This window comes from Streptosporangium sp. NPDC002524 (assembly GCF_040295985.1).
Classification (GTDB): domain Bacteria; phylum Actinomycetota; class Actinomycetes; order Streptosporangiales; family Streptosporangiaceae; genus Streptosporangium.
Genome location: NZ_JBEOWK010000020.1, coordinates 64234 through 84670 on the forward strand (window position 1 = coordinate 64234; position 20437 = coordinate 84670).

General features: G+C 71.3%; 21 protein-coding genes. 16 read left to right on the forward strand and 5 right to left on the reverse strand.

Annotated features, from left to right (window positions below):
* Positions 1-296: 296 nt before the first annotated feature.
* Positions 297-974 carry a DUF4230 domain-containing protein gene (locus ABT053_RS30385; RefSeq protein ID WP_350973551.1) on the reverse strand — a complete coding sequence of 226 codons (678 nt, stop codon included), beginning with the start codon at positions 972-974 and terminating at the stop codon, positions 297-299.
* A gap of 56 nt (positions 975-1030) precedes the next feature.
* Positions 1031-2446 (reverse strand): hypothetical protein, encoded by a 1416-nt coding sequence (locus tag ABT053_RS30390; protein ID WP_350973553.1) that lies wholly within the window; start codon positions 2444-2446, stop codon positions 1031-1033.
* A gap of 291 nt (positions 2447-2737) precedes the next feature.
* Between ABT053_RS30390 and ABT053_RS30395 the strand changes: the two genes are divergently transcribed.
* From ABT053_RS30395 to ABT053_RS30440, 10 genes are all read left to right on the forward strand, one after another.
* Positions 2738-3271: a MarR family winged helix-turn-helix transcriptional regulator gene (locus tag ABT053_RS30395; protein ID WP_350973555.1), complete on the forward strand. Its 534-nt coding sequence runs from the start codon at positions 2738-2740 to the stop codon at positions 3269-3271.
* Positions 3272-3413: 142 nt separating this feature from the next.
* On the forward strand, positions 3414-5081 hold the full coding sequence (gene icmA / locus ABT053_RS30400) for a coenzyme B12-dependent isobutyryl-CoA mutase large subunit (RefSeq protein WP_350973556.1): 1668 nt from the start codon (positions 3414-3416) through the stop codon (positions 5079-5081).
* Between the two features lie 46 nt (positions 5082-5127).
* Positions 5128-6069 carry a tetratricopeptide repeat protein gene (locus ABT053_RS30405; RefSeq protein WP_350973558.1) on the forward strand — a complete coding sequence of 314 codons (942 nt, stop codon included), beginning with the start codon at positions 5128-5130 and terminating at the stop codon, positions 6067-6069.
* A 243-nt stretch (positions 6070-6312) separates the two neighbouring features.
* Positions 6313-7725: an NAD-dependent malic enzyme gene (locus ABT053_RS30410; protein ID WP_350973689.1), complete on the forward strand. Its 1413-nt coding sequence runs from the start codon at positions 6313-6315 to the stop codon at positions 7723-7725.
* A gap of 173 nt (positions 7726-7898) precedes the next feature.
* Entirely contained in the window at positions 7899-8477 is a 579-nt protein-coding gene (locus ABT053_RS30415; RefSeq protein ID WP_350973560.1) for a YqgE/AlgH family protein, read from the forward strand.
* A gap of 191 nt (positions 8478-8668) precedes the next feature.
* Positions 8669-8920, forward strand: a complete 252-nt coding sequence (locus ABT053_RS30420) for a DUF3039 domain-containing protein (protein ID WP_329091055.1) — start codon at positions 8669-8671, stop codon at positions 8918-8920.
* 627 nt (positions 8921-9547) lie between these two features.
* On the forward strand, positions 9548-10237 hold the full coding sequence (locus tag ABT053_RS30425; RefSeq protein WP_350973562.1) for a zinc metalloprotease: 690 nt from the start codon (positions 9548-9550) through the stop codon (positions 10235-10237).
* Positions 10234-11625: an MFS transporter gene (locus tag ABT053_RS30430; protein ID WP_350973564.1), complete on the forward strand. Its 1392-nt coding sequence runs from the start codon at positions 10234-10236 to the stop codon at positions 11623-11625. Before ABT053_RS30425 ends, ABT053_RS30430 begins: the two co-directional genes overlap by 4 nt.
* 98 nt (positions 11626-11723) lie before the next feature.
* The gene (locus ABT053_RS30435; protein WP_350973566.1) at positions 11724-12587 is read left to right on the forward strand and encodes a hypothetical protein; all 864 of its coding nucleotides are present in this window, start codon (positions 11724-11726) and stop codon (positions 12585-12587) included.
* 310 nt (positions 12588-12897) lie between these two features.
* Complete coding sequence (locus ABT053_RS30440) at positions 12898-14649, forward strand: DEAD/DEAH box helicase (RefSeq protein WP_350973568.1); 1752 nt, start codon at positions 12898-12900, stop codon at positions 14647-14649.
* 284 nt (positions 14650-14933) lie between these two features.
* On the opposite strand, the gene ABT053_RS30445 is transcribed toward ABT053_RS30440, so the two are convergent.
* Positions 14934-15665, reverse strand: coding sequence for a hypothetical protein (locus ABT053_RS30445; RefSeq protein WP_350973570.1), 732 nt, complete (start codon positions 15663-15665; stop codon positions 14934-14936).
* Between the two features lie 199 nt (positions 15666-15864).
* On the opposite strand from ABT053_RS30445, the gene ABT053_RS30450 reads away from it, so the two are divergent.
* Entirely contained in the window at positions 15865-16470 is a 606-nt protein-coding gene (locus tag ABT053_RS30450; protein ID WP_350973571.1) for a kinetochore Spc7 family protein, read from the forward strand.
* A gap of 8 nt (positions 16471-16478) precedes the next feature.
* Here ABT053_RS30450 and ABT053_RS30455 read toward each other — a convergent pair whose 3' ends face one another.
* Together ABT053_RS30455 and ABT053_RS30460 are read right to left on the reverse strand one after the other, a co-directional pair.
* A complete protein-coding gene (locus tag ABT053_RS30455) occupies positions 16479-17054 on the reverse strand; it encodes a nicotinamidase (protein WP_350973573.1) in 576 nt (191 codons plus the stop codon).
* Between the two features lie 4 nt (positions 17055-17058).
* Positions 17059-18336, reverse strand: coding sequence for a nicotinate phosphoribosyltransferase (locus ABT053_RS30460; protein ID WP_502991898.1), 1278 nt, complete (start codon positions 18334-18336; stop codon positions 17059-17061).
* 52 nt (positions 18337-18388) lie between these two features.
* Here ABT053_RS30460 and clpS point away from each other — a divergent pair, with 52 nt between their 5' ends.
* The 5 genes from clpS to ABT053_RS30485 all read left to right on the forward strand — a co-directional run bounded on the left by clpS (position 18389) and on the right by ABT053_RS30485 (position 20386).
* Complete coding sequence (gene clpS / locus ABT053_RS30465) at positions 18389-18676, forward strand: ATP-dependent Clp protease adapter ClpS (RefSeq protein ID WP_329091067.1); 288 nt, start codon at positions 18389-18391, stop codon at positions 18674-18676.
* 97 nt (positions 18677-18773) lie between these two features.
* The gene (locus ABT053_RS30470; RefSeq protein ID WP_350973577.1) at positions 18774-19298 is read left to right on the forward strand and encodes a DUF2017 domain-containing protein; all 525 of its coding nucleotides are present in this window, start codon (positions 18774-18776) and stop codon (positions 19296-19298) included.
* A gap of 21 nt (positions 19299-19319) precedes the next feature.
* A complete protein-coding gene (locus ABT053_RS30475) occupies positions 19320-19736 on the forward strand; it encodes a M67 family metallopeptidase (protein WP_350973579.1) in 417 nt (138 codons plus the stop codon).
* 146 nt (positions 19737-19882) lie between these two features.
* The gene (locus ABT053_RS30480; protein WP_350973581.1) at positions 19883-20020 is read left to right on the forward strand and encodes a hypothetical protein; all 138 of its coding nucleotides are present in this window, start codon (positions 19883-19885) and stop codon (positions 20018-20020) included.
* Between the two features lie 87 nt (positions 20021-20107).
* On the forward strand, positions 20108-20386 hold the full coding sequence (locus ABT053_RS30485; RefSeq protein WP_030906436.1) for a MoaD/ThiS family protein: 279 nt from the start codon (positions 20108-20110) through the stop codon (positions 20384-20386).
* Positions 20387-20437 lie beyond the last annotated feature (51 nt).

A 20437-nucleotide genomic window follows, 5' to 3' on the forward strand; every position in this document is an offset into this window, starting at 1 on the left:
GCCGCCGGTCCTCGTGGTGCTTGAGCCTTGGTGCTGCCTGAGTCCTCGTGGTGCTTGAGCCTTGGTGGTGCCTGAGTCTTCGTGGTGCTTGAGCCTTGGTGGTGCTTGAGCCTTGGTGGTGCTTGAGCCTTGGTGCTGCCTGAGTCTTCGCAGTGCTTGAGCCTTGGTACTGCCTAGGTCCTCGCGGTGCTTGAGCCTTCGTGGCGCCGGGGCGGTGGCGCCACGGGCCTGTGCGCCGGGGGCGCGGGCCATCGGGAACCCGGACACCCCGGCCCCCGGCCCCCGGCCCCCGGGGCTCAGGTCTCGTCGGAGAACTTGACGGTGACCTTCTCGAAGCCGAGGCCCTTCAGCAGACCCTCAAGCATGATCTTGGTGTTCTGGTCGGCCCGGTTGCGCAGGTCGCTGGCCTGGGCGGCCTCGGCGATCTTCTTCTCGGCCAGCATGTAGAGCTCCCGCTGGTCACCGGGAGAGGAGGACAGCAGGTCCTCGACCCGGTCGAAGAGACCGCGTTGCTGGGCGTAGACGTAGGAGCGCTTGTTGTCGAGGTTCGGCTTCTCCAGCTGGGCGCGGGGCAGCCTCACCGTGACCTCGGTGCGGTCGGGGGAGACCGTGAGGGCGTTGCCTGCGATGCCGCCGAAGTCGACGTAGGCGTCGACGCCGCCGGCGCCGACGAAGAGCGTCCGGCTGCCCTTGACCGCGTCGGGCAGGAAGGCCGCGTCCTTCTCCAGGTCCACCACGACCTGGAAGTTGCCGGTGGCGGCCTCGAAGCGGCTGAGGTTGTGGATCGACTCCAGCAGCACGGGCTGGCTGCGGTCGACCGTCTCCTCACCGAACGGGTTCAGCCACGACCAGGTGAGGCGGGCGCCCACGACAAGGAGGACCACGACGACGAGCAGCCCGGCGAGGAAACGCCAGCCGCGCCCGCGACGGGCCGCCTGGGGCGCCGCGGGCGGAGCTTCTTGGGAGGCTTTCACAGCGCTCTCCTTCCCCGGACGGTGACCTTCTCACGCCGGAGCCTATGCCGATCTTCCTATCCCCGTGGCGACGGGAGCGCGCCGCCCTCGGCGAAGGGTGCGCGCCAGGGGCCGCCCGGGGCGCTCACTCCGGGGGACGGGGTTCCGCCGGGTGCCTGGTTGACGGTGCCGGGCCGGGGCTCGGGGCCGGTCGAGGCGCCCCCCGCGCCCTGCCCGGCCTGCCCTGTCTGAGGGGTTTGCCCGGACTGGCCCCCGAAGTGAGTGCTTTGTAGCCGGCAGCCGGTGAAGTCGGTGTAGTAGAGCCGCAGCCAGTCGCGCCGCTGGACGTCCGTGAGACCGGAGAACCACGCCGCGGCGTACCGGTGCTCGGGGAGCGGCCCGCCGGGCAGCGGCTCGCCGCGCAGCCACGCGGCCACGATGTCGCGGTAGCCCTCGGCGGGGGTGGCGTCGCACCGGGCGGCGAGGCCGTCGACGAACTCGTCGGCCGCCTTCTCGGCGAACCCGGTCGCCAGGTCGTCGACGTGGATCGCGATCACGCCCGCGGCGACCGGGGTGGTGTCGCGCCGGGGGTGCTGCTCCACCCGGGAGAACTCCCCGGGCGTCCCCGCCAGCCGGGACGCGATCTTGATGAACTCCGAGCCCAGCTCGGGCAGCCCGGCGCGCATCCCCGGGTGCACGCAGACCATGATCGGCCATTCCTGGCAGCTGTAGACGACCTGCTGGGCCGAGACCGGCTGCTGCTCGGTGAACAGCCGGGCCATGCCGGTCCCCGCGGCCAGCACCGCGATCAGCGCGGCGGCCAGCACCAGCGCCTGGCGGGTCACGACCGCCGCCCAGCCGAGCAGCAGCGCCGCGCTGATCCCCACCAGCCAGAGCGTCTGGTCGGTGAACGCCGCCGCGTTCAGCCCCTGGAACGGGTCGTACGGCTCCCGCGTCGCGGGGGCGAGCCGGTCGCCCCAGGCCGGGCCCTGGCTCAGCCAGGTGAACAGGCTGTAGCAGCCGAGCCCGGCCAGCACCGGGGTGATCGTCCACGGCAGCAGCCAGCCGATCACCCAGCCGATGACGACGTACAGCGCCAGCCCGGCCGCGCCCATCACCAGGCCGCTGGGCAGCAGCCGCCCGGCCTGCTCCGTGATCATGATCCTGACCGCCAGGACCACGACGGTGGCGGTGAACGCGCCTCCCGTCACCACCAGGATCGCGAGCGGCGCCCGCACCGCCTGCCACGGGGTCATCGACCGCCCGCGTGTCCCGCGCCGTCTTCGCACCGCCACCCAGGCGGCGAACGCGGCCGCCACCGGGCCGGTGAGCCGGAGCGAGCCGATCACCGCGACGACGATGTTCTCCCACGCGCTGACACCGGGAACCAGGACGCTCCACGCCGCGACCACCCCGAGCACGAGCAGGATGGCGACGGCCATCAACCCGCTCTGCTGGAGTTCCTCGCGTGAAACGCCCCTGTGCTCACGCACCGGCCGGCGTGGTGTGAACCCACGCCCTGTCGGTGCGGCCGAAGCCTGCCCGGCGTTCGAACGCCGTCGGATTGTCGTTCATCAAGCACCCCCCGTGCCGTGAATGTGCGGATGCCGGTCCCCTCGGCACCGGTCCGGCTCGCGTCCCCCGCAAGCCGGACTGAGTCATCGCGGCCACTTGGCCACGGCCTCACCATTCGATGTGGGAACCATAACGGAGCGTGACGTTTGGCGTCCGGCTTCTTGGTGAAGCCATCAGTCCGGTGACTCTACGTATACGGGCGAATCGGGATGAGGCCGCGCTACCGTTGCCCTGTGGTTACAGGTCAGCTGAATCTCCCGTTTGACCCCATCGAACGTGCCGCGGAGACGTGGCGCGTTCACTTCGGGCCCTCCTCGGCCATGGCCGCCGTCACATCGATCATGAGAGCGCACCAGATCCTGCTGTCGCAACTGGACACGCTGCTCAAACCGCATGACTTGACCTTCGCCCGGTACGAGGCACTGGTGCTGCTGACCTTCAGCAAGACGGGGGCGCTCCCGCTCTCCAAGATCGGTGAGCGCCTGATGGTCCACCCCACGAGCGTGACCAACACCGTGAGCCGCCTGGAACGTGCCGGTCTGGTGCGGCGCATGCCCAACCCCCGGGACGGCCGGGGCGTGCTCGCCGAGATCACCGACAGGGGCCGCGAGACCGTCCGCCGGGCGACCGCCGACCTGATGGAGGCCGACTTCGCCATGCCCATGTACGACGAGGCGAAGCTGGAGCAGATGTTCGACCTGTTCAGGACCCTCCGCGTGGCCGCGGGCGACTTCCGGCACTGACGGCGGCGCCCCCGGTCCCCTTCCCCCTCCACCGGTCCCGTTAGCGCCACCGCATGCTGGCCAAGAATTAGTAGGACGTCCTAGTATCTGCATGAGGCCACAAGCCGGATAAGAAGCCACATGCCGTACAAGGGGGTTGGCCATGGACGCTGAGCGGGTCGAGGCTGGACGGGCGCGCTGGCAGGCGCGGTTCGACGGGGCGCGCAAGCGCGAGGCGGAGTTCCGCACCCTCTCGGGGATCGACGTGGATCCGGTATACGGGCCCGGGGGCGCCGACGAGCGCATGGAGCGCATCGGCTGGCCGGGTGAGTACCCGTTCACGCGTGGCCTGCACCCCACCGGCTACCGGGGCAAGGCGTGGACCATCCGGCAGTTCGCCGGGTTCGGCAACGCCAGGCAGACCAACGAGCGCTACAAGATGATCCTCGGCGCGGGCGGCGGCGGGCTGAGCGTCGCCTTCGACATGCCGACGCTGATGGGCCGCGACTCCGACGACCCGCGCTCGCTCGGCGAGGTCGGCCACTGCGGCGTGGCGATCGACTCCGCGCTGGACATGGATCTGCTCTTCGACGGCATCCCGCTCGGCGACACCACCACCTCGATGACGATCAGCGGCCCGGCCGTCCCGATCTTCTGCATGTACGTCGTCGCCGCCGAGCGGCAGGGGGTGCCCGTCGGGAAGCTCAACGGGACCCTGCAGACCGACATCTTCAAGGAGTACATCGCGCAGAAGGAGTGGCTGTTCGCCCCCGAGCCGCACCTGCGGCTGATCGGCGACCTGATGGAGTACTGCGCCACCGACATCCCCGCGTACAAGCCGCTCAGCGTGTCCGGCTACCACATCCGCGAGGCCGGGTCCACGGCCGCTCAGGAGCTCGCCTTCACCCTCGCCGACGGGTTCGGCTACGTGGAGCTGGGCCTGTCGCGCGGCCTGGACGTCGACGTCTTCGCCCCCGGCCTGTCCTTCTTCTTCGACGCGCACATCGACTTCTTCGAGGAGATCGCGAAGTTCAGGGCCGCCCGGCGGATCTGGGCGCGGTGGCTGCGCGACGTCTACGGCGCGAAGACCGACAAGGCCCAGTGGCTGCGCTTCCACACCCAGACGGCCGGGGTGTCGCTGACCGCGCAGCAGCCGTACAACAACGTGGTGCGGACCGCGGTCGAGGCGCTCGCGGCGGTGCTCGGCGGCACCAACTCGCTGCACACCAACGCGCTCGACGAGGTCCTCGCGCTGCCCTCGGAGAAGGCCGCGGAGATCGCGCTGCGCACCCAGCAGGTGCTCATGGAGGAGACCGAGATCGTCAACGTCGCCGACCCGCTCGGCGGGTCCTGGTACGTGGAGGCGCTGACCGACCGGCTGGAGGCCGAGGCCGAGGCGATCTTCACCAGGATCAGGGACATGGGCTCGGACGGCACGATGACCTCGGGCATCCTGCGCGGCATCGAGGACGGCTGGTTCATGTCCGAGATCGCCGAGGCGGCCTTCGACTACCAGCGCAAGCTGGAGAAGGGCGAGAAGAGGATCGTCGGGGTGAACTGCCACACGGCCTCCATCGACGAGCCGCTGGAGATCCTCCGGGTCAGCCACGAGGTCGAGCGCGAGCAGAACCGCGTCCTGGCCGAGCGCCGCGCCGCCCGCGACCAGGCGGCCGTGGACGCCGCCCTGGCCACGATGGTGCAGGTCGCCAGGGGTGAGGGCAACATGATCCCCGCGATGCTCGACGCGGCCAGGGCCGAGGCCACGCTGGGCGAGATCTGCGACGCGTTGCGCGACGAATGGGGCGTCTACACCGAACCCGCCCGCTTCTAGCGATGGCGCGTCGGGGCATCGACCGGGATACGGCAGGATTGGAGTCATGAGCCCAGCGGACTTCACTCGACCCGGATCGCTCTACGGCGCCGTCGATCTCGGCGCCCGCAAGCAGGCACTCGAGGCACAGGCGCGGCGGGAGACCACCGCGCAGGAAACCGGCGGTGTTCCGGCGCCGGTCATCGACGTCGACGACGCCAACTTCGCGACCGAGGTCGTCGAACGCTCCATGAACGGCCTCGTGCTGCTGGAGCTCACCGTCACCCGCGCCGAGCAGGCCAAGCAGTACAGCCTGCTGCTGGAGAAACTGGCCGCGGAGAACACCGGCCGGTGGCTCCTGGCCAGGGTCGACGTCGAGCTCAGCCCGCAGATCGCCCAGGCGCTCCGGGTGCAGAACGTGCCCGCCCTGTACGCGATCTTCCAGGGGCAGCCGGTGGCCGTCGTCCCGGGCATCGCCACCGAGCCGCAGCTGCGCGACTGGCTCTCGCAGCTGATGGAGGCCCTCGCCCAGTACCTCCCGCCCCCCGGCGAGGAGGCCGCCGACGGCGGGGAGGAGGAGCAGCCCCAGGAGCCCCCGGTCGACCCGGACGTGCTCGCCGCCGAGCAGGCCATCGACGCCGGTGACCTCGACGGCGCCGTGGCCGCGTACGAGCGGCTGCTGGCCCGCTCGCCCAGCAACCAGGACGCCAAGCTGGGCTTGGCCGGCCTCGGCCTGATCCGCCGCACCCAGGACGTCGACCCGGCCGACCTGCAGAGCCGCCTGGCCAACCCCGCCGACGTCGAGGCCCAGCTCCTGGCCGCCGACTTCGAGATGCTCGCCGGTGAGGTGGACAAGGCCTTCGACCGGCTCGTCGACGTGGTGCGCCGCACCTCGGGCGCCGACCGCGACACAGCCAGGGTGCACCTGCTCGGCCTGTTCGACACGCTCCCCGGCGACGACCCGTCCATCGGCAGGGCCCGCAGGAACCTGGCCAGCGCCCTGTTCTAAGCGCCCCGGGCGTTCTGAGGTTCTGAGCGGTTCTCCGGGCGCCCGGCTCATCATTCTCACCACCCGGCTCACGGCCCGGATCGGGGGCCGGGTGGCACGGGGCGCGACGTGACCGCGTCCCCCGGGGGCGTTGTGACCGCATCTATACGCGCAGGTCCGCCGACCCGGGCGCGCACACTCGTCATGGGATGGCACGATGGAAACCATCCCAACCAAAGTCAGTCGCAAAGGAGCGGATTGGCTGTGGCCACCGTGCCGAGTGTGTCGTACTCCATCACCGTGCGCCTGGAGGTGCCCGCCGGCGGCAATGCCGTCAGCCAGCTCACCCACGCCGTAGAGTCAGCCGGAGGTGTGGTCACCGCCCTCGACGTGACCACGGCCGGACACGAGAAGCTGCGCATCGACGTCACCTGCGCCGCGCGTGACACCGATCACGCGCAGGCGATCGTCGACAAGCTGGAGGGCGTCGAGGGCGTCGTCATCCACAAGGTCTCGGACCGGACCTTCCTCATGCATCTCGGCGGCAAGATCGAGATGCGGTCGAAGGTGCCGCTGCGCAACCGTGACGAGCTCTCGATGGCCTACACCCCCGGCGTCGCCCGGGTCTCCATGGCCATCGCCCGCAACCCCGAGGACGCCCGCCGCCTCACGATCAAGCGCAACACCGTCGCCGTCGTCACCGACGGCTCGGCGGTGCTCGGCCTGGGCAACATCGGCCCGGCCGCCGCGCTCCCCGTCATGGAGGGCAAGGCCGCGCTGTTCAAGCGGTTCGCCGACATCGACGCCTGGCCGATCTGCCTGGACACCCAGGACGTCGACGAGATCGTGCGCACGGTGCAGATCATCGCCCCGGGCTTCGGCGGCATCAACCTGGAGGACATCTCGGCGCCGCGCTGCTTCGAGGTGGAGCGGCGGCTGCGCGACCTGCTGGACATCCCGGTCTTCCACGACGACCAGCACGGCACCGCGATCTGCGTGCTGGCCGCGCTCACCAACGCGCTGCGCGTGGTCGGCAAGGACCTGGGCGAGGTCCGCATCGCCCTCGCGGGCGCGGGCGCGGCCGGTACGGCGGTGCTGCGCCTGCTGCTCGCCGCGGGCGCCCGCAACATGGTCGTCTGCGACTACCTGGGCGCCGTGCACCGCGGCCGCCAGGACCTGGACGACTCGCTCCAGTGGATCGCCGACCACACCAACGCCGAGGGATACTCCGGCGACCTGCGCGGCGCGGTCAAGGGCGCCGACGTGTTCATCGGCGTGTCCGCGCCGGGCATCCTCAACGGCGACGACATCGCCTCGATGGCCAAGGACGCCGTGGTCTTCGCGCTCGCCAACCCCGAGCCCGAGGTCTCGCCCGACGACGCCCGCGAGTACGCCGCCGTGGTCGCCACCGGCCGCTCCGACTACCCGAACCAGATCAACAACGTGCTGGCCTTCCCCGGCGTCTTCCGCGGCCTGCTCGACGCCCAGGCCACCGTGGTCAGCCAGGAGATGCTGCTCGCCGCGGCCAAGGCGCTGGCCGCCGTGGTGACCGCCGAGGAGCTCGGCCCCAACTACATCGTCCCCAGCGTGTTCCACCCGGACGTGTCGGGCGCCGTCGCGGCGGCCGTGCGCGAGTCGGCCGGCGGCCGGGCCCGTACGGGCATGACGGAGGCGTGACGAGGACCTGATCCCCCAAGCATCCCCTCGGTGCCGCCCACGCCGCCCGCTCCGCTCCGTGGAGTGCCCTCGCGTGCGCGTCACGTGACAGCGCGTGAGGCCGCGTGAGGCCCGGACCATCGGAAGAGCGGGGGGAGCAGCGCGAAAGGGGGTTCACCCCTCATGATGGAGGTATGGCGGAGGCGATCTACGTCGGTGGGCTTCTGGTGGCGACCCCGCAGCTGGAGGATCCCAACTTCCGGCGCAGCGTGGTCCTGGTGCTGGAGCACGACCTCGACGGCGGCACCCTGGGTGTGGTGCTCAACAGACCGAGTGACATCTCGGTGACCCAGGTGCTCCCCACCTGGGACACCATGGTCACCGGCCCGTCCGTGCTGTTCCAGGGCGGCCCCGTCCAGACGGACAGCGCGCTGGCGCTGGCCGCCGTCCCGAGCGGGCAGGAGCCGCTCGGCTGGCGGAGGTTGCACGCGGGCACGGCGGCCGTCTCCAGGCTCGGCACCGTCGACCTCGACGCGCCGCCGGAGATCCTCGCCGGGGAGATCGCCCAGATGCGCATCTTCGCGGGGTACGCCGGGTGGTCGGCGGGCCAGCTGGAGAGCGAGATCGGCGAGGGCGCCTGGTACGTCGTGGACGCGGAGCCCGGCGACACCTTCCACCACGAGCCCGAGTCGCTGTGGCGCGCGGTGCTCCGCAGGCAGCGGGGCGAGCTCGCCTACGTGGCCACCTGCCCCGACGACCCGTCGATGAACTAGCCGCCCGGCCGCCCGGGGACGGGACCGGACGACGCCCCCGGAAGAGGCCGCCCGAGCGGCCGGCCAGGGGGCGGGCGAGGCCGTCTCCCCGCGCCCGGACCGTCCCCGGGACCCGCGCCGGTGGGGCGTGTTCCGCGACCCACCGGCCGCCGGTGCCCCGGGCGCGGTGGTACGGGCATAAAATCGCCAGGGTGAGTACGAAGATTCTCCCTGAGAGCGACGTCCGCCCGGACCTGTCGCACGGCGACGGCGACCACGAGCGCTTCGCCCACTACGTCGAGAAGAACAAGATCATGGAGAGCGCGCTGAGCGGGACCCCGGTCCGCGCGCTCTGCGGGAAGGTCTGGGTGCCGAACCGCGACCCCCAGAAGTTCCCGGTCTGCCCGGAGTGCAAGGAGATCTACTCGGGTCTGCCGAAGGGCGAAGACAGCAACAACGAGTGAGTGTTGCTCATGGGTGATCGCCACAGATGAGGCTACGGTCGGGATGCCGCCGGGGGGCGGCGAACGACCAGCGTCTGGGATCTGTCGGGGGAGTCCATGTTCGGGCGTGCGATCGCCGTTGTGTCCGCATGCCTGTTCACGATGGGCGCGGCCCCTCCCGTCCCGGAGGTCCCGGCCGCTCCGGACGTGCCCGGCGGGGCGGTGGCTCCGAGGGTTCCGGCCGCTCCGGACGTGCCTGGAAGGACGTCGGCCTCGGAGGTTCCGGCCGCTCCGGAGGTATCCGGTGGGACGGCCGTTCCGGCTGCTCTGGAGACACCCGGTGGGACGGCCGCCGCGCCCGGGTCACCGGGGTGCGCCCGCGCCTCCCGGGCATCCCAAGCTCCCCGGGCCTCCCAAGCCCCCTGGCCTTCCCGCGCCGCCCAGGATTCCCGCGCCGCCCAGGATTCCCGGGCATCCCATGATCCCCGGGCCGCCCGCTCCGTGGCGGCGGAGCACGCGCTGACGCCGTCGGTGCCGTCGGTGTCGTCGGTGCCTTTGACGCCGTCCGCGCCGTCCGCGCCGTTCGCGTCGTCCGTGCCGTCATCCGCGCACGCCAGCGGGCGGCGCGGATCGAGCCCGCTCCCGCGCGTGCTCGCCATCACCGTGCCCACCTGGGTGCACGTCATCACCGACGGCCGCCTCGGCGCGCCCGACATCGCGGTACGCGCCCAGATCGCCACGCTCAACGCCGCCTACTCAGGGAGGTTCGGCGGCGCGGACACCGGGATCCGGTTCAGGCTGGACGGCGTCACCCGTACCGCCAACGCGGCCTGGTTCCGCGAGCCCGTCACCAACGAGCGGGCGATCAAGCGGATGCGCAGGGGCGGACCCGAGACACTCAACCTCTATCTCGCCCAGCTCGGAGAGCTGGTGCTCGGCTACTCCACCTACCCCCACGGCTACGTCAAGGAGCCCGCCCTCGACGGCGTGGTCGTCGACTGGCGGAGCCTGCCCGGCGGGGCGATGCGCAACTTCGACCGCGGGTACACCGGCGTCCACGAGATCGGGCACTGGCTCGGGCTGCTGCACACCTTCGAGAAGGGCTGCGAGCCGCTGGGCGACAGCGTGGCCGACACCGAGCCCGAGGGGCAGCCCACCGAGGGCTGCCCGCTGATCAAGGACACGTGCAAGGGCGGCGGGCCCGACCCGGTCCACAACTTCATGGACTACTCCGACGACCGCTGCATGTCCGGGTTCACCCCTGGTCAGGCCGTCAGGATGCAGGAGATGTGGGCCGTCTACCGGGGCCGGGGAGCGGACACTACCCTTGACGGGTGACAGCACCGAAGACAGCCGACGCTCCATACGAATCCCCCCGGATCTTCGGTCCCGAATACCGGACCGCCTCCCTGGGCATCCTGCTCGTTGTCACGCTGATCGCCTTCGAGGGCATGTCCGTGAGCACGGTCATGCCCGCGGTCTCCGAGGACCTCGACGCCCTCGACCTGTACGGGGCGAGCCTCTCCGCCTTCCTCATCGCCTGCCTGCTCGCCAACGTCGTCGCCGGGCTGTGGTCCGACCGGCGGGGGCACGCCTGGCCGTTCCTGCTCGGCGTGGGGCTGTTCACGGCCGGTATGGCGATGGCCGGGGCCGCCGGGTCCAAGGAGCTGTTCATCGTCGCGCGGGTCGTGCAGGGCCTCGGCGGCGGCGCCGTCATCGTGGCGATCTACGTGATGATCGCGCGGGTCTACGTCCCGGCGACCAGGCCACGGGTGTTCGCCGTGCTGTCGGCGGCCTGGGTGCTCCCCGCCATCATCGGGCCCGGCCTCACCGGGCTCATCGCCGAGACCGTCGGATGGAGGTGGGTCTTCTACGGCATCGTGCCGCTGGTCGTCCCCGCCCTCGTGATGCTCCTGCCCGCGCTGCGCATCGGCGGGCACACCCCGGCGCCCACGCTCTCCACGGGCCCCCGCTCCAGGCCGCTCGCGATGACCCTGGCCGCCACCGCCACGGCGTGCGGCGCCGGGATCCTGCTGTACGGGGTGAGCCACCTCCACGACATCCCCGTAGCGGGCGGGATCGCCACCGTCGCGGGACTGGCCGCGCTCGCCGCGGGCCTGCCGAGGCTGCTGCCGCCCCGGGCCCTCAGGTTCGGCCGCGGCCTGCCCACCACGATCATGATGCGCGGGGTGCTCGCCTCGGCGTTCTTCGGGGTCAACGCCTTCATCCCGCTGTTCCTCACCGAGGTGCACGGCTTCTCCGTCGTCGAGGCCGGGGTCGCCCTCACCCTCGGCGCCCTGGGCTGGAGCACCGGCTCCTACCTGCAGACCCGCCGCTCGTACGACAGGCCGCTGCTGGTCCGGATCGGCGCCGCGGCGATCACCACGGGCATCCTGCTGACCCTGCTCGCCCTCGTGCCCGGGGTCGGCGGCTGGGTCACCGTGCCCGCCTGGGTCGTCGCCGGGTTCGGCATGGGGCTCGGCATGACCAGCGTCAACGTCACCGCGATGCACCAGTCGCCCGACGACGAGCAGGGCGCCAACTCCGCCGCGCTCCAGGTCGTCGACACCCTGGGCAGCGCGATCACCATCGGCGTCGGCGGGGGCCTGGTCAACCTGATCGGCCACGACGACATCGCCACCGGTTACACCACGATCGTCGTGCTGATGGCCCTCATCGGGATCTTCGGGGTCGTCGTGGCCCGGCGTATGAGGGACATCCCATGACTCATTGGTCACTCCCGTAACAGTGATCACCCATAGCCGGATAACGCCGTGGGATGCGTGGTAGGACGGTAGGACCGTCACCGCCGGGAGGAGGTCCCGTGCACGAACGACCTCGCCGGTCGGACCCGCCCGACGAGCCCGGCCGTGGCGGTGGGCGCCGGTCCCGGCGGTCCCGCAGGGCCGCGCGCGCGGCCAGGAACGAGGTGTGGCCGTCGGATCCGGACCTCGACGACGAGCGCCGTCCCTGGCCGGCCCCCGAGGACGACGAGTACCGTCCCTGGCCGCCGCCGGAGGACGAGCCGTCCGACGCCCGCTCCAACCTGACGTGGCCTCCCCGCATCCCCGAGCCCGGCGACGACCTCCCGCCCTCGGCCCGCTGGTACGGCACGCCCATCGCGCCTCCCGAGCGGCGTCCGGGGCGCCTGAGACGCGTACTGCTCGTGCTGCTCGCCCTCGCCGCGGGGGGCGGTGTCATCGCCGGGGTGGTCGTGCTGTCGCTGCGGGCGCTGCCCACCCCGCCGCCGGGGCGGGTGACCGATCCGGTCGCGGGGGTCAGCTACCCGCTGCCCGAACGCTGGCTCGCCGGCACGGTGCCGCCGGTCACCGACTTCTCCTCGGCCGCGGGCGACGGCGTCAACACGACCGTGATGGTCATGCCCGCCGAGCCGGTCACCGACGTGCGCGCCCACACCACCGAGCTCAGCGACCTGTACGCGCGGCTCCTGCTCCACGGCGACGAGTTGAAGGTCGTGGACGACACGGAGATCGCCGTGGGCGCGCGCACCGGGCACACCCGCTCCCTGCGCGCGGAGTACCTGGACGTGGTGAACCGGCCGGCGTACCTGCGCGTGGTCTTCCTCGCGGGGGCCGGGGCGCGCCCGGTGGTCGTGGTCGCGATGACCCAGCCGGACGATCCCGTGTCGAGGGCCGAGATCGACAAGGTGATCGCGGGCCTGCGCTGAGGGGGCCGGTGCCAGTGACCTGGTGGCCCCGTCTCCGCGAGTTCGCGCCTCCGGGTCCGTGAGCCGGTGGTCCCGGGTGCACGAGTTCGCGCCTCCGGGTACGCGTGTTCGCGCCTCCGGGGCCATGGGCCGGTGGTCCCGGCTCCGGGGCTCGTGCTTCCAGGGGCCCGTGCCTCCAGGGCGCCGCGCCTCCGGGTCGCGAGCCCGTGGTTTCCGGCTTCGCCGGCCGCTATCACGCGGAGACGAGCTTGGCGAGGATGTCGGCGGATCGGCACGTCTTGTCGGCGGCGCAGATTACCCTGGGGACACTGTGAGCACTTTCGCCGCATCCCACCTCTCGCCCTCATATCCGGACCGTGCCGCCTGGGGCACCGCGCCGAAGCTTCGCGCGTGGCAGCAGGAGGCCTTTGACCTGTACTCCAGCCGTGAGCCACGCGACTTCCTCGCGGTCGCCACGCCGGGTGCGGGCAAGACGACCTTCGCGCTCCGCATCGCCAGCGACCTCCTGTCACGAGGGATCATCCGGGCTGTGACGATCGTCACACCGACGGAGCACCTCAAGCAGCAGTGGGCCGACGCCGCGAGCAAGGTCGGCATCGCGATCGACCCCGAGTTCAAGAACAGTCAGGGCGCCACCTCCCGCGACTACATCGGGGTGGCCATCACCTACGCCCAGGTGTCCATGCACCCGGCGCTGCACCGCGCCCGCACCGAGGCCCGCAAGACGCTCGTGATCTTCGACGAGATCCACCACGCGGGCGACGCGAAGTCCTGGGGCGACGGCGTGCGCGAGGCCTTCGAGCCGGCCGCCAGGCGTCTCGCCCTGACCGGCACCCCCTTCAGGTCCGACGTCAACCCGATCCCCTTCGTCACCTACGCCGAGGACGGCGACGGGGTCCGGCGCAGCGTCTCCGACTACTCCTACGGATACGGCCCGGCGCTCGCCGACGGCGTCGTCCGGCCGGTCATCTTCCTCGCGTACGCCGGTGAGATGCGCTGGCGGACCCGCGCGGGCGACGAGATCGCCGCGACCCTCGGCACCCCGCTCACCAAGGACCAGCTCGGCCAGGCCTGGAGGGCCGCGCTCGACCCGAAGGGCGAGTGGATCCGCCAGGTCCTCCGGGCGGCCGACCGGCGCCTGACCGAGGTGCGCAGGGGCGTGCCCGACGCCGGGGCCCTGGTCATCGCGACCGACCACGAGACCGCCCGCGCCTACGCCCGCCACATCCGGACCATCACCGGGGAGGGCGCCACGGTCGTGCTCTCCGACGACCCCACCGCGTCCAAGAAGATCAAGGAGTTCTCCGCCTCCGAGCAGCGCTGGCTGGTCGCGGTCCGGATGGTCTCCGAAGGGGTCGACATCCCGCGCCTGGCCGTCGGCGTCTACGCGACGAGCATTTCGACCCCGTTGTTCTTCGCCCAGGCCGTCGGCCGTTTCGTCCGCGCCCGCAAGCGGGGCGAGACCGCGTCCGTCTTCGTGCCCTCCGTGCCGACCCTGATGGGCCTGGCGGGGGAGATGGAGGCCGAGCGCGACCACGTGCTCGACCGCAAGCCCCCGGAGGAGGGGCTGGACGACTTCCTCCTGGAGGACGCCCAGCGCAAGAAGGACAACCCCGACGTCGTGGGCGACGAGCTGCCGTTCGAGACCCTGGAGGCGGTCGCCACCTTCGACCGGGTCCTCTTCGACGGCGGCGAGTTCGGCAGCGCTGCGGAGACCGGCTCCCCCGAGGAGGAGGACTTCCTCGGCCTGCCGGGCCTGCTGGAGCCCGACCAGGTCCGCACCCTGCTGAGCAAGCGCCAGTCCGACCAGCTGAAGGCGAGGCGCAACAAGCCCGAGCCCAAGGAGCCGCAGCTCGCCCCGCACGAGCTGATCGCCAACCTCCGCAAGGAGCTCAACGGCCTCGTCGGCGCCTGGAACCACCGCACCGGCCAGCCCCACGGTGTCATCCACGCCGAGCTCCGCAGGGCCTGCGGCGGGCCCGCCATCGCGCAGGCCTCCGCCGAGCAGATCCAGGAACGGATCGGCAAGATCCGCCACTGGGCCACCCAGCGCTCCCACTGACCGGGTCACCGGATACCGGCCGGGGCATCGGAGACTGATCGGGTCACTGGATATTGATCGGATCACCGCGATCGGGCGGATCCCCCGCCCGATCCGGATGCTCCCCACCTCATCCGGTCACCGGGCCGGGTGATTCACATCCGTTCGCCGGGCCGGAGGATCCGGGGCGGCTCCGGCCGGAGGGACAGGGCGAATTCCACCGGCCGCCCCGCCGAGCCGGGGGGCTCCCTCGTTCCGATGCCCTTCCCCCAGGCCCGGTGACCCGGCGGTCCCGCCGGGCGGGATCAGCGGACCGTGGAGGGTTCCTCCGGTACGCGCCCCGGCCGGATGAGGGCGATCGGCCTGCCGGTCCGCCCGTCGATAGCCCTGAACGCCCCCGTGTCGCGCGCCGGCGTCGTGAGCGGCACCTCCAGGGAGGCCACGCCACCGGCGACGCTCACGGGCCACGTGGTGGCGTCGGACGAACGGCTCTCCGCCTCGTCCTCGCGCATCCACACCTTGATCGTGCGCTTCCTGTGGTGCAGGACCACGGTCGCGGTGTCGCACTCGTCCGCCCTGGCCTTCCAGAAGAGCGTCACGCCGCGCGGCGCGCCCTGGCGGCGAGCCAGCCGCACCCGCTCGGGCGCCGGCATCCGGCCGCGGCAGGAGGTGTCCCGCTCGCCTTGCTTGTCCCGGGTGAGCGGCTCGGCCCGTCCCGCCAGTGCTCCCCTTGTGTCCCGTGCGCCCTGCTGAGCCGCCCCGGGGAGCGGCGTCGGCGGCTGGAGCACCGGGGGCGGGGACTGGGGCCGGAGCTCGGTCCGGGCCGCCGCGGGCGAGCCGGTCCGGGCCACTGTGGACGGGGAGGCGGCGATCGGGGTCCGGGCGGGAACCTGGACGACGGTGGTGGCCCAGATCGTGGCCGCCTCCAGCGCGACCAGCGACAGCACGCTCGTCAACCGCACCAGCGTCCCTCCGCGAAACAGGTTCCACAGGCACAGCGGGGTCAGGATCAGCCAGGAGACGCCGAGCACGAACATATGAGGTCACCACCGGTAGTAAGAAGTCTCAACTCCCCGTGATACTCCTGTCGCAACCGGTGATGTTTCTGTTTGCCCATCCATGCCGATCCGGTAATCGTTCGAATGCTCAGAGTAGGCGTCGTTGGTAACGTGTCGGGGTAACCATCCCGGGCCCTCCGCCGGGTTCCCCCTGCGATGCCGCCAAAGAGGACAAGTGTTGGCCGAGATGATCCGTAACGAGATCATGGAGTATGTGGCTCCGATGTTCGAGCAGATCATGGCGAGGATGGACACCCTCGCCACCAAGGAGGACGTGGCGAAGTGCGCCACGAAGGAAGACCTCGCCGAGGTCAAACAGGAGGTCGCCGAGGTCAAGCAGGACGTCGCCGAGCTCAAGGTGGACATGGCCGAGGTCAAACAGGATGTCGCCGGGCTCAAGGAGGATGTCGCCGAGCTCAAGGTGGACATGGCTGAGGTCAAACAGGATGTCGCCGAGCTGAAGCAAGACGTCGCCGGGCTCAAGGTGGATGTCGCCGAGCTCAAGGTGGACATGGCCGAGGTCAAGCAGGACGTCGCCGAGCTCAGGGTAGAGGTGGCGGGGGTCAAGGAGGAGCTGACCGAGGTCAAGGTCGAGGTGGCCGAGGTCAAGGTCGAGGTGGCCGGGGTGAAGCGGGACGTCGCGGTCCTGGCGGAGGACATGGTCGGGGTGAAGCGCGACATGAAGACCATGGCGTGCGACATCGGCGAGCTGAAGGAGAACTACCGGACCATGGACGGGAAGCTCGACCGGATGATCCTCTTTCTGGGGATGCCGGAGAGCTGAGAAGACCGTCAGGCCGGGCGGACCACCGGGGTGCCCGTGAGGCGGGCCCCGGCGGAGCCGAGTTCGGCGAGGGCGGCCTCGGTGGTCGGGGCGGCCACCCCGGCGGTGAGGTCGAGCAGCACCTGGACGGACAGGCCGTGCGCGACCGCGTCCAGGGCGGTGGCCCGCACGCAGTGGTCGGTGGCGATGCCGACGACGTCCACCGCGTCCACGCGGCGCTCGCCGAGCCAGTCGGCCAGGCTCGTACCGTCGGCGGTGGTGCCCTCGAAGCCGCTGTAGGCGCCGCTGTGGGCACCCTTGCTGAACACCTCCTCGACGCGTGAGGTGTCGAGGGCGGGGTGGAAGCCGGAGCCCGGGGTCCCGGCGACGCAGTGGACGGGCCAGGTGCTCACGTAGTCGGGTTCGGCGGCGAAGTGGGAGCCGGGGTCGACGTGATAGTCGCGGGTGGCCACGACGTGGTCGTAGCCGTGTGAGGCGGCGTGCCGGGAGATCGCGGCGGCCACCTCGGCGCCGCCGCCGACCGGAAGGCTGCCGCCCTCGCAGAAGTCGTTCTGGACGTCGACGATGATGAGTGCGGTTGGCATGCGGTCAGTCAAACACGGTGGGGATCGCGGCGTAGCCCCGGGACAGCTGGTAGGCGTTCGAGGGCAGCTCGGCGACGGCCTCGCGGTGCCGGACGCGGGCCGCGTCCAGCTTCTCGCGGCCGACGACCTCCCCCTCCCTGACCAGCGGGACCTGCAGCGGGCGGGCGCCCGAGGGGGTCTCGCCCGAGACGGTGACCAGCTCGGCGACCGCCGTGCCGCCGGTGTCGAGCTCGCGGAAGGCGTCCTTGCGCCCGCCCCGGCTGGGCTTGCCCACCGACTTCTTGGCCACCGGCCGCATGATCCCCTCGGCGTCCTCGCGGGCGACGAGCTTGTAGACCAGGGCGGCGGTGGGCGAACCGGAGCCGGTGACCAGCGACGTGCCGACGCCGTAGCCGTCCACGGGGGCGGCGGCGAGCGCGGCGATGGCGTACTCGTCGAGGTCGCTGGTGACGATGATCCGGGTCTTGTGGGCGCCGAGCGCGTCGAGCTGCTCGCGGACCTCGTGGGCGACCTGGCCGAGGTCGCCGGAGTCGAGGCGGACCGCCCCGAGGGAGGGCCCGGCGAGCTCCACCGCGGTCCGTACGGCCTGGGCGACGTCGTAGGTGTCCACGAGCAGGGTGGTGCCGGGGCCGAGGGAGGCGATCTGGGCCTGGAAGGCCTGGCCCTCGGAGTCGTGGAGCAGGGTGAACGCGTGGGCCGCGGTCCCGGCGGTCGGGATGCCGTACTCGCGGCCGGCCATGAGGTTGGAGGTGGAGGAGAACCCGCAGAGGTAGGCGGCCCGCGCCGCGGCCACGGCGGCCGCCTCGTGGGTGCGGCGCGAGCCCATCTCGATGAGGGGCCTCGCCCCGGCCGCGCGGATCATGCGCGTGGCGGCGGTGGCGATCGCGCAGTCGTGGTTGAGGATCGACAGGATCACGGTCTCCAGGAGCACGGCCTCGGCGAACGTGCCCTCCACCGTCATGATCGGGGAACCGGGGAAGTAGCACTCGCCCTCGGCGTAGCCGTCCACGCTCCCGGAGAACCGGTATCCGGCGAGGAACTCCAGGGTGGGCTCGTCGACCACCTCGTTGTCGCGCAGGAACGCCAGGGACTCCTCCTCGAAGCGGAAGGACTCCAGCGCGTCCAGCACCCGGCCGGTCCCCGCCACGACCCCGTAGCGCCGCCCGCCGGGCAGCTGGCGCGCGAACACCTCGAAAACCGCCCGCCTGGAGGAGGCCCCGCTTCTCAGCGCCGCCTCCAGCATCGTCAGCTCATAGTGATCGGTAAGCAACGCGGTGCTCATGCTCTTTGTCACGAGTCGAAGACTAAGCCCGGGGTAGGGCAGACTGGTGAATGTGGGTAGCACCGCTCCAACGGAGGTCGAGCGTCCGTCAATCGACGTAAGGCCCGATCTGCCATGGTTGACGATCGTCTGGAACGACCCGGTCAACCTGATGTCCTATGTGACATACGTCTTCCAGTCCGTTTTCGGATACTCCAAGGAGAAGGCGGAGAAGTTGATGCTCGACGTGCACCACAAGGGCAAGGCCGTGGTCTCCAGCGGCACCCGCGAGGAGATGGAGCGCGACGCGCAGATCATGCACTCGTACGGGCTGTGGGCCACCGTCCAGCGGGATTCGTGAGCGCGCGGGAGGATTCCGTGCGGACGGGCTCCGTCCGGGCGGATTCCGGGCGGCGGGCGGGTCTCGGGCGGGGTCCGCGAGGAACGGTGGGCGAGAGATGAGTTCGGGGTTCAAACCGGGCCGCGAGGGCGGCGTGGTCACGGGTTTCGACGCCGCCGAGGTGTCGATCCTGCGCTCGCTGGTCACCCAGATCCTGGGCCTGATAGAGCCGGGGGAGACCGGCGACGACCCCCTGGAGAAGGCGCTCGGCATCGGCGCCTCCGAGCAGTCCAACGACCCGGTGCTGGCCCGGCTGTTCCCCTCGGCGTACGAGGACGGCGAGGCGGCCGCCGAGTTCCGCAGATACACCGAGGCGACGCTGCGCGAGGGCAAGCGGGCCGACGCCCAGACGATGCTCGACAGCGCCGAGCCCGGCCGGGTCGAGCTGACCAGGGAGCAGGCGCAGGCGTGGATGCGCGCGCTGAACGACGTGCGGCTCGCGCTCGGCACCCGGCTGGAGGTGACCGAGGAGGTGCACGACGAGATCGCCGACATGTCGGAGAACGACCCCCGCTATCCGGCGTACGTCATCTACGACTGGCTGACCTACCTCCAGGACACCCTGGTCCGCGCCCTTTGGTAAGCCCTTTGGTAACTTCCAGTCATGCTCACGATCTCTCGGGAACTGGTCGACAGGATCATCGCGCACGCTCGGGCGGACCACCCCGACGAGGCCTGCGGCGTGATCGCCGGTCCGGTCGGTTCCGACTCCCCCGAACGGTTCGTCGCGATGGAGAACGCCGAGCGGTCGCCGACGTTCTACCGGTTCGACTCGCTGGAGCAGCTGCGCGTCTGGCGGGAGATGGACGACCGCGACGAGGAGCCGGTGGTCATCTACCACTCCCACACCGCCACCGAGGCCTACCCCTCCCGCACCGACATCTCCTACGCCTCCGAGCCGAACGCCCACTACGTGCTGGTCTCCACCCGTGAGGAGCTGGGGGAGAAGGCCGAGTTCCGGTCGTACCGGATCGTCGACGGCGTGGTGAGCGAGGAGGAGGTGACGATCACCTCCGGGTGATCGTCCCCGGCCCCCGGTCTCCGGGCCCTCACCGTCCAAGCGCCATCCAGGCCTCGTTTCCCGGTGTCCGGGTCTCCGGGGTTCGTACGGCATCGATGGCCGGTACGGCCGTGAGGTGAATGGCCCCTTTGGGTAAGCTGGTGAGCATGCCGACCGCCGCCCCGAGCCAGGAGGACGTCGTGCTCTCGCGTCCCGGCCCCCGGGCACGGCACGCGGGTGTCGCGCCCGTACAGAACTTCCTGTTCGCGCACACGCCCTCCGTCGTCGTCTACGACTGTCGCTGACCGGTTTTCCTGGAATCCTCCGGTGCTCGCCGGTGTTCTGATCCGGTGGGCTTTACTCCCATGACGACACAAGGAGATTGACCCGCGATGGCCATCGAGGTTCGCATTCCGACCATCCTGCGCACCTATACCGACGGTGCCAAGGCCGTCGACGCCAAGGGCGCCACGCTCGAGGAGCTCATCGGCGATCTGGAGGCCCGGCACCCCGGGCTGAAGGAGCGCCTGGTCGACAAGGGCGCGCTGCGCCGCTTCGTGAACGTCTACCTGAACGACGAGGACGTCCGCTTCCTGGGCGGGCTGGAGACGCCGGTCGCCGACGGCGACACGGTCACCGTCCTGCCCGCCGTGGCCGGCGGCTCCCGCTAGCAGCGTGACACCGCCCGTCCCGTCCCACACGATCGGGGCGGGCGGCGCACG

Bases quoted from the DNA above. Each gene is read 5' to 3' on its own strand.
- ABT053_RS30395 (WP_350973555.1), top strand. From the start codon at position 2,738: ATGAGGCCGCGCTACCGTTGCCCTGTGGTTACAGGTCAGCTGAATCTC.
- icmA (WP_350973556.1), top strand. From the start codon at position 3,414: ATGGACGCTGAGCGGGTCGAGGCTGGACGGGCGCGCTGGCAGGCGCGG.
- ABT053_RS30405 (WP_350973558.1), top strand. From the start codon at position 5,128: ATGAGCCCAGCGGACTTCACTCGACCCGGATCGCTCTACGGCGCCGTC.
- ABT053_RS30415 (WP_350973560.1), top strand. From the start codon at position 7,899: ATGGCGGAGGCGATCTACGTCGGTGGGCTTCTGGTGGCGACCCCGCAG.
- ABT053_RS30445 (WP_350973570.1), bottom strand. From the start codon at position 15,665: ATGTTCGTGCTCGGCGTCTCCTGGCTGATCCTGACCCCGCTGTGCCTG.
- ABT053_RS30455 (WP_350973573.1), bottom strand. From the start codon at position 17,054: ATGCCAACCGCACTCATCATCGTCGACGTCCAGAACGACTTCTGCGAG.
- ABT053_RS30460 (WP_502991898.1), bottom strand. From the start codon at position 18,336: ATGAGCACCGCGTTGCTTACCGATCACTATGAGCTGACGATGCTGGAG.
- ABT053_RS30470 (WP_350973577.1), top strand. From the start codon at position 18,774: ATGAGTTCGGGGTTCAAACCGGGCCGCGAGGGCGGCGTGGTCACGGGT.
- ABT053_RS30475 (WP_350973579.1), top strand. From the start codon at position 19,320: ATGCTCACGATCTCTCGGGAACTGGTCGACAGGATCATCGCGCACGCT.
- ABT053_RS30480 (WP_350973581.1), top strand. From the start codon at position 19,883: ATGCCGACCGCCGCCCCGAGCCAGGAGGACGTCGTGCTCTCGCGTCCC.
- ABT053_RS30485 (WP_030906436.1), top strand. From the start codon at position 20,108: ATGGCCATCGAGGTTCGCATTCCGACCATCCTGCGCACCTATACCGAC.